The 16,400-nt window shown below is 28.4% G+C and carries 15 protein-coding genes; 9 read left to right on the top strand and 6 right to left on the bottom strand.

What is annotated here, in order from left to right:
* From OW729_RS18630 to OW729_RS18610, 5 genes are all read right to left on the bottom strand, one after another.
* On the bottom strand, positions 1-1,111 hold a 1,111-nt coding region (locus OW729_RS18630; protein WP_268063045.1), incomplete at its 3' end, for a sodium-dependent transporter.
* Positions 1,112-1,165: 54 nt separating this feature from the next.
* Entirely contained in the window at positions 1,166-2,350 is a 1,185-nt protein-coding gene (gene trpB, locus OW729_RS18625; RefSeq protein WP_268063044.1) for a tryptophan synthase subunit beta, read from the bottom strand.
* A 33-nt stretch (positions 2,351-2,383) separates the two neighbouring features.
* The gene (locus tag OW729_RS18620) at positions 2,384-2,914 is read right to left on the bottom strand and encodes a tryptophan transporter (RefSeq protein ID WP_268063048.1); all 531 of its coding nucleotides are present in this window, start codon (positions 2,912-2,914) and stop codon (positions 2,384-2,386) included.
* 742 nt (positions 2,915-3,656) lie between these two features.
* On the bottom strand, positions 3,657-3,866 hold the full coding sequence (locus OW729_RS18615; protein WP_268063043.1) for a DUF378 domain-containing protein: 210 nt from the start codon (positions 3,864-3,866) through the stop codon (positions 3,657-3,659).
* A 185-nt stretch (positions 3,867-4,051) separates the two neighbouring features.
* Positions 4,052-4,516, bottom strand: coding sequence for an Lrp/AsnC ligand binding domain-containing protein (locus tag OW729_RS18610; RefSeq protein ID WP_268063042.1), 465 nt, complete (start codon positions 4,514-4,516; stop codon positions 4,052-4,054).
* A gap of 372 nt (positions 4,517-4,888) precedes the next feature.
* Between OW729_RS18610 and OW729_RS18605 the strand changes: the two genes are divergently transcribed.
* Together OW729_RS18605 and OW729_RS18600 are read left to right on the top strand one after the other, a co-directional pair.
* On the top strand, positions 4,889-5,281 hold the full coding sequence (locus OW729_RS18605) for a hypothetical protein (RefSeq protein ID WP_268063041.1): 393 nt from the start codon (positions 4,889-4,891) through the stop codon (positions 5,279-5,281).
* A 79-nt stretch (positions 5,282-5,360) separates the two neighbouring features.
* Positions 5,361-6,131, top strand: a complete 771-nt coding sequence (locus tag OW729_RS18600; protein ID WP_268063047.1) for a histidinol phosphate phosphatase — start codon at positions 5,361-5,363, stop codon at positions 6,129-6,131.
* Positions 6,132-6,213: 82 nt separating this feature from the next.
* Here OW729_RS18600 and OW729_RS18595 read toward each other — a convergent pair whose 3' ends face one another.
* On the bottom strand, positions 6,214-7,449 hold the full coding sequence (locus OW729_RS18595) for a CehA/McbA family metallohydrolase (protein WP_268063040.1): 1,236 nt from the start codon (positions 7,447-7,449) through the stop codon (positions 6,214-6,216).
* Positions 7,450-7,703: 254 nt separating this feature from the next.
* On the opposite strand from OW729_RS18595, the gene OW729_RS18590 reads away from it, so the two are divergent.
* From OW729_RS18590 to OW729_RS18560, 7 genes are all read left to right on the top strand, one after another.
* Positions 7,704-9,155 carry a sigma-54 interaction domain-containing protein gene (locus OW729_RS18590; protein ID WP_407647712.1) on the top strand — a complete coding sequence of 484 codons (1,452 nt, stop codon included), beginning with the start codon at positions 7,704-7,706 and terminating at the stop codon, positions 9,153-9,155.
* 91 nt (positions 9,156-9,246) lie between these two features.
* Entirely contained in the window at positions 9,247-9,489 is a 243-nt protein-coding gene (locus tag OW729_RS18585) for an acyl carrier protein (RefSeq protein WP_268063039.1), read from the top strand.
* On the top strand, positions 9,486-10,982 hold the full coding sequence (locus OW729_RS18580; RefSeq protein WP_268063038.1) for an AMP-binding protein: 1,497 nt from the start codon (positions 9,486-9,488) through the stop codon (positions 10,980-10,982). Before OW729_RS18585 ends, OW729_RS18580 begins: the two co-directional genes overlap by 4 nt.
* A 9-nt stretch (positions 10,983-10,991) precedes the next feature.
* Positions 10,992-12,104 carry a LuxE/PaaK family acyltransferase gene (locus OW729_RS18575; protein WP_268063037.1) on the top strand — a complete coding sequence of 371 codons (1,113 nt, stop codon included), beginning with the start codon at positions 10,992-10,994 and terminating at the stop codon, positions 12,102-12,104.
* Entirely contained in the window at positions 12,101-13,411 is a 1,311-nt protein-coding gene (locus OW729_RS18570; RefSeq protein WP_268063036.1) for an acyl-CoA reductase, read from the top strand. The genes OW729_RS18575 and OW729_RS18570 overlap by 4 nt, the downstream gene beginning before the upstream one ends.
* Positions 13,412-14,101: 690 nt before the next feature.
* Positions 14,102-15,553, top strand: coding sequence for a 4-hydroxyphenylacetate 3-hydroxylase family protein (locus tag OW729_RS18565; protein ID WP_268063035.1), 1,452 nt, complete (start codon positions 14,102-14,104; stop codon positions 15,551-15,553).
* A gap of 227 nt (positions 15,554-15,780) precedes the next feature.
* The coding region (locus tag OW729_RS18560; RefSeq protein ID WP_407647711.1) for an acetyl-CoA hydrolase/transferase family protein at positions 15,781-16,400 on the top strand (620 nt) is incomplete at its 3' end.

The raw sequence follows: 16,400 nt of genomic DNA, 5'->3' as shown, positions 1-16,400 counted from the left end.
ATCCAATTAAGCAAATATTCCTAACTAATTTATCTCTTGATGTATTAATATATTTATCTAAAAAAGCTGAAGTAAAAGACTCTACCATTGATATACTTGAAGATATCCCTGCAATTATTAAGCATAAGAAGAATCCAGCTCCTATTATACCTCTAACTACTGGACCACCAGGCATTAAATTAATAGCATTTGGGAAAGCTACAAAAGCTATTCCTGGACCTGCTTGAATAACTTTATCCATTGGAAGCCCTGATGCATAACATGCATATCCCAATGTGCTAAATACACATAAACCTGCTAAAAAGTCAAAACTAGCATTTGCAAAAACTGTTATAAATGCATTGTTTACAATGTCAGACTTTTTAGGTAAATAGCTTGAATAGGCTACCATAACTCCTACTGCTAATGTAGTAGAGAAAAATACTTGTGCATATGCAGATATCCATATTCGTGGATTAGCTATCTTAGAAAAATCAGGTTTTAAAAACCAATTTAACCCCTTTGCTGATCCAGGAAGTGTTAATCCCCTAATAGTCATTAAAAGCATTAATATTCCTAATGTTGGAGTTATAAATTTACATGCTTTTTCTATACCCCCTGAAATTCCTTTCTTTGTAATATAATAATTTAAAAACCATACAATCGCTACTGCAATAGCTATGTTGCCTCTTATACCACCAAATTCTAGAGCACCGCTACTAACCTTTAAAAACTCGCCGCCAAAGAAGGCGTTAGGGTCAGTTCCCCAGCCACCTTTGAAAGCTAATACAAAGTAATTTATACACCAAGATATAATAACAGAATAGAAAGTAACAACTATTAAAGGAATCATTACAGGCCACCAACCAAGCCATTCCCATTTTCTACCTAGTTTTGCATAAGCTAATGTATTAGCACCTCTCATTTTACTTCCAAACCCAAACTCTAATATCATAAGTGGTACACCAGCTGTTAATAAGGCTACGAAATAAGGAAATAAAAACGCTCCTCCTCCATTTGCATAGGCTGTGTATGGAAATCTCCATAAGTTACCTAATCCAACTGCAGCTCCAATAGTTGCCATTATAAAACCAAACCTTGACCCCCAAGAATCTCTACTTTGATTCTCCATATATGGTTCCTCCCCGTATTAAATAAAAAAATTATATAATAGAAACATAATAGATTATTTATTTTTTAAAATTTCATAAACTTCATTAACATCTTTGTCACCTCTTCCAGATAGATTTACAACTATAAGTTTATCTTTTGAACATTCTTTTGATAGTTTCATAGCATAAGCTAAGGCGTGAGAGCTTTCTAAAGCAGGTATTATGCCTTCAGTACGAGATAATTCTAGAAAAGCATTTAAAGCTTCTTTGTCAGTTATAGACACGTATTTAGCTCTTTTAGTTTCTTTATAGAAGGCATGTTCAGGACCAACTCCAGGGTAATCTAGTCCGGCGGAAATGGAATATGCAGGAAGTGGTTCGCCATATTCATTTTGAAGAACGTAGGATTTAAATCCATGAAGTATACCTGGTGTCCCTTCACATAAAGTTGCAGCGTGCATACCTGTATTTATACCTTTACCAGCAGGTTCTACTCCTATGAACTTTACGTTTTTATCATTATAGAATGGTGAGAATAAACCAATAGAATTACTTCCACCACCTACAGCAGCAATTAAATAATCAGGTAATCTATTTTCAAATTCAATAATTTGTTTTTTTGCTTCTGTACCTATTATGGATTGAAAATGGTTAACCATTTCTGGGTATGGGTCAGGACCAACAGCAGAACCTAACATATAATAAGTATCTTTATAATTTTGAATTAAGTCATTTAAAGCTTCATCTACAGCTTCTTTTAAGGTTCTCATCCCATGTTTAACAGGAATAACTTTTGCACCTAATAGTTCCATACGAAAAACATTGAGGGCTTGCCTTTTTGTGTCTTCTTCTCCCATATATACAATACATTCCATATCAAATAAAGAGCAAACAGTAGCAGTAGCTACACCGTGTTGTCCAGCGCCAGTTTCAGCAATAATCCTCTTTTTACCTAGTTTCTTAGCTAGTAAAACTTGGCCCATTGTATTATTTATTTTATGAGCTCCAGTATGGTTTAAATCTTCTCTTTTTAGGTAGAGTTTTGCACCACCTAATTTTTGTGTTAATCTTTGAGCAAAGTATAGTGGAGAAGGTCTACCTATAAAATTCTTAAAATAATAGTTTAATTCATTTATAAATTCAGAATTATTTTTGCATTTGTAAAACTCTTGTTTTACCTCATCTAGTATTTTATTAAGTTGTTCAGGAACATAACGTCCTCCAAATTCTCCGTAAAATCCATTTTTAATATTTGACATAATAATTTTCTCCTTTCACGTTATAATTTAGTATTATTCAAAGATATTTGTATTAGAGTGTGTAAGTGCTACTTTTAAAGCATTGAAGAATATTATGGATGCTATGGTATTTACTATAGCGGTAGGTATAACTACAGTTAAAAATAATACTGAGAATGAAGCAGAACTAGGCAAACCTACTAAAAACGAAGTAGATAGTAGAAAAGTAAAACCGCTAAATAAGGTTCCAAGAGAAGAACATAAAATAACCTTAACTTGATTGTTGAATTTAGTTATTATTGGCATTAACAAGAAGTACATAATATGGGATGATACAATTTTATCTACAAAGTTTGGAATTTGGCCTCCAGGAAAAGTTGTACTTGCCCCAGTTATTATTCCACATATTATTCCAGTAAGTAGTGTTGTTTTATAGTCTTGATTTATTAATATAATTATAAACATTATAACTAGCATTAAGTCAGGTTTCATTCCAAATAATAATGGTGGGACAAGTTCTTTTAGTATAAGACCTATTGCTAGTAAAAGTGAGTTAATGATATGTTTTTTTAAATTTAAATTCATCATAGTATTTTTATTCATAGTAATATCTCCTTTTGTTTTATAAAATATTTGATAATTTTTAATTATTTCCCATATGAAAAGCTGATTCCTTCACAACATATTAACTCACCACCTTTAAGTAATTTTTTGCAATAAAAAATCGCCCTATATTAAAAATATAGGGCGAAATATATTCGCGGTGCCACCTATCTTATATTTAACTAATTAATATGTACTAAACAAAAGCTAAATATATCTTTTTCAGATACTAACATATCCTATCGCTATAACATGCGAAACACGGTAAATACTACTTTCTAAAATAATTTAGATTTCGGTTTACATCTAACAGGGCCATTCACTAGAGAACTATCGTATTGAGATTCCACCATCCTCAACTCTCTGAAACTAAATTCTAAAGTTACTCTTCCTGATCAACGATTTTCAACTTTATTCTTGTAAAGAATTATAATACATGAATTAGATTTAGTCAAGCAAATTTTCGTACAATTTCATATGTCTCTGATTGATATATGATAATGTCTTAATATAACACATGTGATTATGTCCCAAATATAAATTTTAGTATACAATAAACCTCATAACTTGAAATGAGGTGGACATACTGAGAAAGGTTGCTTTAAGAATGGATGAAAATAATAAATAATAATAGTTTATAGATGGGGATAATATTATTTTATTAAAAAAGCCCACATAAAAAGTGGGCTTTTAATAGATAAATAAAATATTACTAATGATAAAATTATTTGATTTCACGTGTTTCTCTATCTTTTCCTAAGAAAGAAATAGCATATAGACCAGCTATACCAACTAAAGAATAAACTATCCTACTTAGTGCTGACATTTCTCCAAATAACGCAGCTACAAGATCAAATCTAAAAAAGCCTATTAAACCCCAGTTTATAGCTCCTATAATAACTAATATAAGTGCAGTAACATCCAAAGTTTTCATAAATTTACTACATCTCCTTTGTAAATAATTTGTTTAGAATTATTATTTACAATTTTAAAAAAAATATTAGTTAAAATACAAAAATATTAGTTAAAATATAAAAAAATTAGTTGAATGATACAGATTATATAATCTATATCATTTAATACAAGCTTATGTTTAAAAAATTATTTATTAACTATAATTTAAAATTGTATATTTCTATCAATTAGTTGAGATAAAGATATAAAGGTATCTGTTCTTTGAATCTCAGAAATTACTTGAATTTTATTCATTAACAAATCTTGTAAATGAGAAATGCTTTTACATATGACCTTTATAAAAATTGAATATTCACCAGTGGTATAGTGTAATTCTACAACTTCTTTTATTTGATCTAATTGATTAAGAACTTTATTAAATGAGGAAGCTTTATCTAAAAAGATACCTATAAAGCAACAAACATCATATCCTAATTTTGTATTATCTAATATAAGTTTTGTTCCTCTAATTATGCCTATATCTTCCATTTTTTTCATTCTAACATGTATAGTACCACCACTTACATGACATTTTCTTGCGATTTCTAAGTAAGGGGTTCTAGAATCTTTTATTAATATCTCCAAAATTTGAATATCTAAATCATCAAGTTCATTTATTTTTAAATCCATAATAATCACCTCAAAATGTGTAATATGTAATAACATTATAACAAAGAAAATAATAATTTATCAAAAAATTTAGCATATATTTATTAAAATAAAGTATGCTTTAAATAAATATTTTTAGTTAACTCATAAATTTTACATTTCTAAAGCTAAATTGTCAAATTACTTTAAATATATGTTTAATTTGAAGTACTATAAAAATTTAAAAATGAAACAATATAAATTTATCATAATTTTATATATAGTATTTATATAAAATTATATGGATAATTAATGTATAGAGTATATATTAAGAATAGTAGATATTTAAACTTGATATATACATGTAAATCAATGTATAATAAAATAGATAATTAGACAAAAGGAGGAAATAGCATGGCTGCGTTTTTTAAAGCTTTCTTACCGATGCTGGCATTGGTTATTATAACAATTTTTATTTATAATGTACTTAAGGTTTATGTATTAGAGAATATAAAAGTAAATAAATGGATTCCGCTTATTGCTGCTCTTGTAGTATTATTTATACCTCAGTTAGCATGGCCTGGTCTTAGGAATAGTTATTTATATTATGTTCAAACATGTATATTTCTTATATTCTTCTTGTGGTTTATGGATATAGTTGGGTTTACTAAAAACTCATCTTCCAATAGAAATAATAACAATAAAAACAGTACTATTATAAGAAGTAAGGCTAAGCCAGAGAGAGTAAATAAAAATAAAGATATAGAAGTAATTAATAATAATAAAAAAAAGAAGAAGAAAAAATAAGGTATATTTAAGATAATATGTACAATATATTATAAAAAATGGCAAAACACAAGTTGTTTTGCCATTTTTAGGAGGAATGATTATGTTTGATACTCATATGCATGGTGAATTTTCTACAGATTCCAAAATGGGGATAGAAGAAGCTATAATTGAAAGTAGAAAATATGATTTAGGAATTATAATAACAGATCATATGGATTTGAATTTTCATGATAAAAGTAAATTTAGGTTTAATGAAGAAGAGTATTTTAAAAAATATAATCCTTTTAGAGATGAAAAAGTACTTCTTGGTATAGAAATAGGTATGAGCAAAAACTATATTGATGATTATAGAAATATATGCAAAAATTATCCATTTGATTATGTGATAGGCTCTGTTCATGATATGTATGATATTGATTTATATTATGCAGATGAATTATATAAGAATAAAAGTAAGAAAGAATTTTATGAAGAATATTTTATACAAATAGCAGATAGCATAAACACTCATCCTTTTATAGATAGTTTAGGTCATATAGATTATTTATCAAGATGTGCCAAATATGAAGATAAAGAGATGTATTATGAAGAATTTAAGGAACATATAGATTATGTATTAAAGACATTAGTTAACAAAGAAATATGTATAGAGTTAAATACTAGAAGATTAGAAAATGAAAAGGCAGTAAATAATCTTATTAAAATATATAATAGATATAAAGAATTAGGTGGAAAATATATAACTATAGGTTCAGATGCTCATAATGTGGAAAGTGTAGGTAAAAATTTTAAAATAGCTTTAAAAATGGCAGAGCATTGCCAGCTAAAACCAGTACATTTTGAAAATAGACAAATTCAATATGACTAAACAAGGTAGCCTATATCTAATGTGAATGATAATTAAAGATATAGGCTTTTGTTTTTGTAAATTATAAAAATTACACAATTTATTAAAATACTGGATTATTTTCGGTTTTAGTGAAGATGGGTGAAGAAATTCCGCAAAATCCATTTTCATAAATAACTTTTATAACATACCATTTATTTTTTTTATAGTTTAAGCTAAAATCCCATTTAGCTTTCTTTTTTTTAGAAATTTTTTTAGAGTTTATGATTTTGGCATCGTTAGATATAAGTTCTATTTTATTTATAGGATTTTTCTTATCTTCAATTTTAATATTGAAATTTATTTTTTTGTTTATAGGAATGATACTTCCCATCCAATAATTATTAGCTTTAAAAGAAAGGTTCAATGTTCTACTTTCTGAAGAATACGTTCTTCTTTCTTCTAGAGCTTCCATAAAATCATCAGTTTTTAAGGATTTAGAAATTACTACAGTTAGATTGTCACTGTCACCCCAGTTATGCTTATGATTATCTTGTCCATTTATAGCACCTAAATGCCAGCCTTTGTCTAATAACTTATAATAATATTTTTCTCCTTTTAGATATTTATTATTAAGATCGCCATTCCCTACTTCTATAAAATTTATAAATTTATCTAGATGAGGATTGTAATCTAAAGATTCTATATATTTATGAGGGTGATTTATACAAACGATAGTCTTAGTATCTTCTTTATATAGCCAATTGGTAAATGAATTGAAGTCTTTAATTTTCCTGTAGTATCCATTAGTTCCTAATACGTTAAAATGTCCAAATCTATTAGAGGTAACTTCAAATCCTCTTAAGGCCAGAAATTTATTATAATTTTTATTAAAGTTATCTGTTTCTTTTTTTGTATCTTCCCATTTTGAAGTGTTTCTAAATCTGCTAGAATGATCTGTTATTATTAAAAAATCTAAATTTTTTTTAAATGCATACTTAAAAGCTTCAGATGGCGTTCCTTTACCTGTTGAGTAAGAAGTATGAGAATGAGGGTTTCCCAAATAAAAGTTGTAATTATTATGTTTTGATTTTTTTATATCTATATAAAATTGCCACTGGATAACATACTCTCTATTATTGTCTACTATTATTATTTTTACATTATGAGAACCAGCAGGAAGCTTTTTTTTGGGCGAATAATATATTTTATTTTTAGCAAATTTGCTATGGACTTTCTTATCATCCAGATACATTTTAATTTTAGAAGAAGTTTTAAATTCATTATTAGTTAAAGTTATACAAATCTCCTTAGGTGTAGATGTAACTTTAGATTTATTTTCAGGTGTAAACTTAATCATATTCTATTCTCCTTAAATTAATGTCCTAATAAGCATAATATTGTTATTTATACGAAAGTTGTGTATTATGTGAAATGTAAAATTACGTTAGCAATATTAAGGATGCCTATAGTAAAATTAATTTATATCTTTGTTTGGATTTAAGACGAGTTATACTAATATGATATGTTGGTGATATAATAAGTGTATAATTTTATTTAAATATATTTTTATCCTAAAATATATTTCCGTTTAAAAAGAAGGGGGGTAAAATTATGGATAAAGATAAGTTGAAACAAATTTCAGGAGAGACAGGAGTTAAAGAGTCAAAAGGATACAAACTTACATGGGATGATATGGATTCAATAATAGAATCTTCTTATGATGGTATATACATAACAGATGGTGAAGCCAATACTTTAAGAATAAATAAATCCTATGAAGATATAACAGGATTAAAAAGAGCAGATATGCTAGGGAGAAATATGAGAGATTTAGAAGAAGAAGGGTATATTTCTCAATCGGCAACCTTGATTGTATTAAAGAGTGGTGATAGTGTTACCATACAACAAAAATATAAAAGTGGAAGAAAAGTAATGATATCTAGTAATCCTATTTTTAATGAAAATAGTGAAATCTCATTAGTAGTAACAAATGTTAGAGATGTTACAGCATTGGCTGAAATGGAAGAATTATTAGAAAAAAATAAAGAGATTGCACAAAAGTATTATCACGAATTAGAACTGATGAGAGCTAATTTAGTGAATACAGAAGATATTGTTGTGGAAGATCATAAAATGTTGGAAACTATAAAACTCGCTAATAGAGTTGCTAAAGTTGATACTATAGTGTTGATTTTAGGTGAAACGGGAGTAGGTAAGGAGGAAATAGCTAAATATATACATAAAAATAGTAATAGGTATGATAAACAATTTTTAGAGATAAATTGTGGTGCTATTCCTCATTCTCTTATAGAGGCAGAACTTTTTGGTTATGAGAAAGGAGCCTTTACTGGGGCTAATAAAGATGGGAAAATAGGTTTGTTTGAAGCTGCTGATGGGGGCACTTTATTTTTAGATGAAATAGGTGAGTTGCCTTTGGATATGCAGGTTAAACTATTAAGAGTTTTGCAGAAAAATGAGGTAACAAGAATAGGAGGAGTAAAGCCTATAAAAATTGATGTTAGAATAATAGCTGCTACAAATAGAGAATTAGAAGAAATGGTAGCGCAAAAAACTTTTAGAGAAGATTTATATTATAGGTTAAATGTTGTACCTATTCTAATTCCTCCATTAAGAGATAGAAAACAGGATATAATGGCCTTGATAAAATATTTTTTATCCCAATTTAACAAGAAATACGGTCTTAATGATTATTTTGATTCTGATGTTCTTAAATGTTTTTATGAATATAATTGGCCTGGAAATGTTAGAGAACTTAAAAATGCTGTAGAAAGGCTTGTTGTAATGACAGACAAAGAAAAAATAACCTTAAGTGATTTACCTGACAAATATAGGACATCTTTTAATGATTATGGAGTTAATTTAGAGGAGGGTATAATTCCTTTAAAGACAGGAGTAGAACAACTAGAATATAAGTTGATTAAAAGAGCCTTCGAGAAATATGGAAATGTAAGAGGAGCTGCTAAAGCTTTGGGTATAGATGCATCTACATTTGTTAGAAAAAGAAAAAAATATTCAGAAAAATATGAGCAGAGGATTCAATAAAAAGCTAAATGATAGATAAAATAAAGAATTGGTGGCATGGTTTTTGCTTATATAAATTTAATATTATAGTTATAAATTAGGAGGAATAAAAATGAGCAACTTAGAAAAGTTAAACAAAATAATATGTGAGGTTTTTGAGATCAGAGATATGGAAACTTTAAGTGATGAACTAGGTCCAGATGATATAGAAGCTTGGGATTCAATGGCCCATGTTGAATTAGTTACACAACTTGAAGAAGAATTTGAAATAGCTATGGAAGTAATTGATGTATCAAGAATGTATACTATAGGTGATATAAAGAAAATAATGGTTAAGTATGGCGTAGAGCTATGATTTTTACAGATTATATCTTTGAATTTTCATCTAATTTAGATAAAATTGCTCTAATAGATAAAAAAGAAATAAGCTACAAAGAAATATACGGTGGAGTACAAAAGATAGAGTCTATATTAAAAGAAGAAAAAGTTACAAAAAATGATAGTATACTTCTTATTTCAGATAATTCTACTTTTTTTATTAATTCTTACTTCGGAATTATAAAAAAAGGTGTTATTTGTGTGCCAGTAAATCCATCTTTAAGTAAGAATGAAATAAAATATATTTTAGATATTTTAAATATAAGGATTGTATTTGTACAGCAAAAATATAAAAACAAGATACAAAATATAATATCGGAAGGTATAAAGGTTTTTACTGAGGATAGTGTAGAGAATTTTATCCCTAATTTAAAGGAAGAAGTTGTACTTGAAAATATAGAAGGGGACGACACAGCTGTGATGATTTTCACATCTGGCTCCACTTCTAAACCAAAAGGGGTAATGTTAACTCATAACAATTTAATCCATAATACTAATTCTATTGTTGAATATTTATCACTTACGGAAGAAGATAGAGTAGAAGTTGTACTTCCTTTTTATTATTGCTATGGAACATCGCTTCTTCATACTCATTTCAGAGTTGGAGGAAGTTTGGTCATAAATAATAGATTTATGTTTCCACAAATTGTATTAGAAGATATAAATAAGTATAAATGTACGAGCTTTGCTGGAGTACCAAGTACTTATCAAATATTATTAAGGATGACAGATATTAAAAATATGAAATTCCCATCTTTGAGATATATAACTCAAGCAGGTGGAAAACTAGCAAATGTATTTATAAATGATCTATTAGAAACTCTACCTAATACTGATATATATATAATGTATGGTCAGACAGAGGCTACAGCTAGATTATCCTATTTACCTCCTAAACTTATTAATGAGAAAATAGGTTCTATAGGAAAAGGAATACCTGGAACTGAACTTAAGGTAATTAATAAGTATGGTAATCAAATAAAACCAGGAGAAATAGGGGAAGTAGTAGCTAGAGGCAAAAATATTATGAAGGGTTATTTTAATAGTAAAGAAGAAACTGTAAAAATTTTGAAAAATGGCTATCTTTATACAGGTGACTTGGCCACTGTAGATGAAGATGGATATATATATATAGTATCTAGGGAAAAGAATATTATTAAAAGTGGAGGAAATAGAACAAGTCCTAAAGAGATCGAGGATATAATTGTTGAAATTCCTGAAGTGATTGAGTGCGCTGTTATTGGTGTGTATGATGATATGTTAGGGGAAGCCATTAAGGCTTTTGTTGTGCTCAAAGGTACTAATACTAATATTGATGAAAAATATATAAAAAATTTTTGTAAGGAAAAACTTGCTTCTTTCAAAATACCAAAGTATGTAGAATTTTTAAGTTCACTTCCTAAAAATTCTTCTGGGAAAATTTTGTTTGGTAAATTAAAAGAAATGGAAGAAAGTAAAAGAGAAAAATAGGTGAAGTCAATGGATAAGGATAATTTTGTTGATGATATTATATTAGGGGAGCAGTTTAAAATAGCTCAAAATGAAAAAGAAAGTATGTTGGTCGGAGTTATTAAACCTCAACTTAAGAATAATATGAAAAATCTAAATATAAAAAGTCTTTATACTAAAATGAGTGTTGATATAGATAATATAAAAACACTAGAGGAAGTTCCCTATATACCTGTAAATATGTTTAAAAATTTTGATCTTAAAACTTGTACAGATGAAGAAGTAATTAGAATTCTTAATTCCAGTGCCACGACTACAGGTATGCCTAGTAAAATTTACTTAGATAAAAAGACTTCTATACGTCAATCTCAAGGTCTAATATCTACACTAAAGAATTTTCTTGGGGGAAAACGTAGACCTATGCTTGTAATAGACAGTGAGGATATAAATAAAAAATCCTCTACTATGACTGCAAGAGGAGCTGCGGTGAGAGGTGTTAGTGTTTTTGCTAGTAAGACAGTATATGTTATGGATAACCATAATGGTAATTTAGAGATAAATGTAGACAGACTTCTAGAGTTTCAAAAAAAATATAAAGATCAAGAAGTTTTAATTTATGGATTCACTTATATAGTTTGGTCAAAATTTGTAAATATATTAAAACAAAAAGGTATAAAGATTGATTTGCCAAAAGCAAAACTTTTGCATAGTGGAGGATGGAAGAAACTTATATCTGAGAAAGTGGAAAAGAAAGAATTTTCTAAAAGTGCTGCAGAAGTTTTAAATACTAGTCCAAATAATATAATTGATTTTTATGGTATGGTAGAACAAGTTGGGGTAGTATTTATAGATTGTGAATGTGGATATAAGCATGTTCCGGATTTTGCAGAAGTTATAATAAGAGATATAGTAAGTCTAGAAGAGGTTAATGTTGGAGAATCAGGACTTATAGAAGTTATGAGTACACTAGGATCTAGTTATCCATCACAGGCTATTTTAACAGAAGATATTGGAGAGCTTGTAGGAATAGATGACTGTAAGTGTGGAAGAAAAGGAAAGTATTTTAAATTTAAATCTCGAGTTGAAAAAGCTGAAATAAGAGGGTGCGGAGATACTTTTGCTGAAAGGGAGAAGAGAAAATGATAAAATGCTATATTCTTGATGGACAATTTTATGAAGAGGGCATTGTTTTTGAAGAATTTAATCAGATAAATAGCATCTTAAAATTAAGCAATAAGAGCATTGTTTCTATGCCTATAGAGGCTTTAGTGCTTATTATGGATAAGTATAGCAAAAGGCTTTCATCTAATAGAAATATTTTAAGAATAGAGGGAGTACCTTATTTATCATTTTATTTGAAAAAAAATAATATAAATAGATTGTTAAAAACAAGTTTTGGCAATAGAAAATTTTTAGATGAGTTTATAGAAGTTGATGAAGCAAAATATATAAAAGCTCAACCAAGAGGAACTATATGTCATTGGATTGCCGGAAATGTTCCTACATTATCTATTTATTCTGCTTTTCATGGACTTTTAGGCAAAAATACCAATCTTCTTAGAGTTCCTCAAAACAGTATAGGGGAAGTTATAAGTATACTAAAATTATTGGACGATATAGAAGTTCAGGTTGAAGAAAAAGTTTATTCATCAAAAGATTTATTAAAAAATATTTGTATTGTATATTTTGAAAGTCAAAATAAAGATTTGAATTCATCTATGTCGTTATTGGGAGATGGAAGAATTGCATGGGGTGGAGAAGAGGCAGTTAATGCTATAAATACTTTGCCTAAAAAGACTACTTGTAAAGATTTGATATTTGGACCTAAATATTCTTTTTCTGTTTTTGATAAAGAAGTTTTGGCAAGTCAGGAAATAGATGATTGTCTAGAAAATTTGGTTATGGATATCATTGCCTTTGATCAAAAAGCTTGTTCATCTCCTCAAGTTTTGTTTATTGAGAAAAGTAATATATCTATTGATATGGTGGCAGAAAAATTAGCTTATATATTTCAAAAGATTAGTAGAAGGTATCCTAATAATAATCTTGAGCAATATGTAGCTGCTAAGATAATAAATAAAAGAGGGGAATATGGATTAAGTTTAGAAAAATCATTATATTGTAGTAAAGGTTTAGATTATACTATATTAATAGACAATGAAATGAAGTTAGAGGAACCGGTACATGGAAGGACTATATTTTTGAAAGAGGTTAGTTCTGTATTTGATGTTATTAATTTAATTACACCTAGAATACAGTGTGTAGGGATCGCCTTTAAAAATGTTAATAAAACATTAGAATTTAGTGATAAAGTTACTAGAATGGGTGTTGATAGAGTTACTAAGGTGGGTTATATGAATTTATATGATTTTCCATGGGATGGAAGTTTAGTATTAAACGAACTTGTCAGATGGTGTTCTCTCAATATTAAAGGAATGTTAGATGATTAATTTAGGTGTTTTTATTATTTATGCTATGTTGGCTATTATTAAAGAAATTATTATAACTTACAATTTCTTTAATAATAGCCTTTTGTTATTAATATGAAATATAGCACTATATATTAAAATTACAGATATCCTTAAGAAAGTTCCTTTAAACTATTAATAAAGGTTCTGTAAACCATATATTTAAAATATGCAAATAAATCTGTTGCAATAATGAAACAAGTTGCTTAGATGCAACAACAGATGCGGATTGATAAAAATGGAGGGATATAACAAGAAAATGTTAAAAAAATATCAATTTTTGTTGCTAAAATGCAACAAAAATGTAATTTATCCTTTAAAAAAATAATGTTTTTTAAAAGGAAATTATAAATAAAATGCTTGAAGAAGCCTTGAAAGCAATGTATAATATAAAATAGTTAAAAAAAAGACAATTAAAAATTTATAAAAAAATAAAATAAAAACATGCGATTGTTAGTTAATTATTAAACAAACAAAAGATAAATGAAATTAATGTCATAATTAGAACAAAATACGATATAAAATAAGTTGTATATGGTATAAAAAAATGATATTCTAAGTATGAAATTAATTAAATAATAATTTAACTAAAAATCAAGTTAAAAATTGGCATGAACATTGCTAAATTTAAAACATAGTGATAAAAAACAAAGATGGAAGGAATGATTAATAATGGCTTTAATGACAGGAGAACAATATGTAGAAAGTCTTAAAAAACTTAATTTAAATGTTTATATGTTTGGAGAAAAAATAGAAAATGTAGTGGATCACCCAGTACTTCGTCCATCTCTAAACTCAGTAAAAATGACTTATGACTTAGCACAAATGCCTGAATATGAAGATTTAATGACTGCGACTTCACATCTAACTGGTGAGAAGGTTAATCGTTTTACAAATATACACCAAAATACACAAGACTTAATCAGAAAAGTTAAAATGCAAAGATTACTTGGACAAAAAACAGCAGCTTGTTTCCAAAGATGTGTTGGTATGGATGCTTTTAATGCTGAATATAGCACAACTTATGAAATTGATAAAGCATATGGTACAAGCTATCATGAAAGATTCAAAAAATTTATGGAATATGTACAAAAAAATGATTTAACAGTTGATGGAGCTATGACTGATGCTAAAGGAGATAGAGGACTTTCTCCAAGCAAACAAGCAGATCCAGATTTATATTTAAGAATTGTAGAAAGAAGAGAAGATGGTGTAGTTGTTAGAGGATCAAAAGTTCACCAAACAGGTATAACAAATTCTCATGAAATATTAGTAATGCCTACTATAGCTATGAGACCAGAAGATAAAGATTATGCTATATCTTTCTCGGTTCCAACAGATAGCGAAGGAATAGTTATAATCATGGGAAGACAATCTTGTGATACAAGAAAGATGGAAGAAGGAGCAGATATAGATGTAGGTAACTTTAACTTTGGCGGACAAGAAGCTTTAGTGGTATTTGATGATGTATTTGTTCCAAATGAAAGAATCTTCTTAAATGGAGAAACAGAATATGCAGGAATGTTAGTTGAAAGATTTGCAGGATATCATAGACAAAGTTATGGTGGATGTAAAGTAGGAGTTGGCGATGTATTAATAGGAGCTTCTGCATTAGCTGCTGACTATAATGGAGCTGCTAAGGCTACACACATAAAAGATAAATTAATAGAAATGACACACTTAAATGAAACATTATATGCCTGTGGAATAGCATGTTCTGCAGAAGGACATAAAACTGAATCAGGTAACTACTTAATAGATCTTTTACTTGCGAATGTATGTAAACAAAACGTAACAAGATTCCCATATGAAATAGCAAGACTGGCAGAAGACATAGCAGGTGGATTAATGGTAACAATGCCATCAGAAAAAGACTTTAGAAGTAAAGAAGTAGGACACTATGTAGAAAAATATTTAGTTGGTGTATCTTCAGTATCAACAGAAAATAGAATGAGAGTTTTAAGATTAATAGAAAATATTACATTAGGAACAGCAGCAGTAGGATATAGAACAGAGTCAATGCATGGAGCAGGTTCACCACAAGCTCAAAGAATAATGATAGCAAGACAAGCAAACTTAGCTCATAAGAAAAAGCTTGCTAAAGCAATTGCTAGAGTGAAATAGTTATTAAAAACCATTTTTTAATTCTTAATGTATTAAAGGGTGGGTATATGCCCACCCTTTTATCCAATATATCAAATTACTAACATATATAGATAGTTAAGTATTGATATAATTTTGGATAAGGGCTTCTAAGCTTCAGATAAAATAAAAACTTCACCTGAAGTAAAGAATCCTCTTTTATAAAAATATAGTTATAGCATGATTTTAAAATATAGGAGGATAAGAAAGTGGACTGGAAAGAAATCTATGGAAGTAAACTAGTAACTGCAAAAGAAGCTGTTTCAAAGATAAAATCAGGAGATAGGGTTGTTACAGGACATGCCTGTGCAGAGCCTTTATCACTTATAGAGGCAATGGTAGAAAATAAGGATAATTATTCTGATGTGGAAATAGTGCATATGGTAGCTATGGGTGGCGCAGAATATACTAAACCTGGAATGGAAAAACATTTTAGACATAATGCTATTTTTGTAGGGGGAAGTACAAGAGAAGCTGTTGAAGCAGGAAGAGCTGATTTCACTACTTGCTTTTTCCATGAGGTACCGAAATTATTTAAAGAAAATTATATGCCAGTAGATGTTGCTTTAATTCAAGTAAGTTCACCAGATGAACATGGATATTGTAGTTTTGGTGTATCAGTTGACTATACTAAAGCAGCAGCAGAATGTGCAAAGATTGTTATTGCACAAGTTAATGATCAAATGCCTAGAACATTAGGAGATTCATTTATTCATGTTTCAGAAATAGATTATATAGTTGAAGAGTCAAAACCAATGATAGAACTTCAACCACCTAAAATAGGAGAAATAGAAAAAGCTATAGGAGAAAATTGTGCATCATTAATAAA

It is taken from the genome of Clostridium brassicae (assembly GCF_026738875.1).
GTDB classification, from domain to species: Bacteria; Bacillota; Clostridia; order Clostridiales; family Clostridiaceae; genus Clostridium_H; species Clostridium_H brassicae.
The sequence above is the reverse complement of the archived record's forward strand: the minus strand, read 5'-3'. Positions and strand labels throughout refer to the sequence as shown.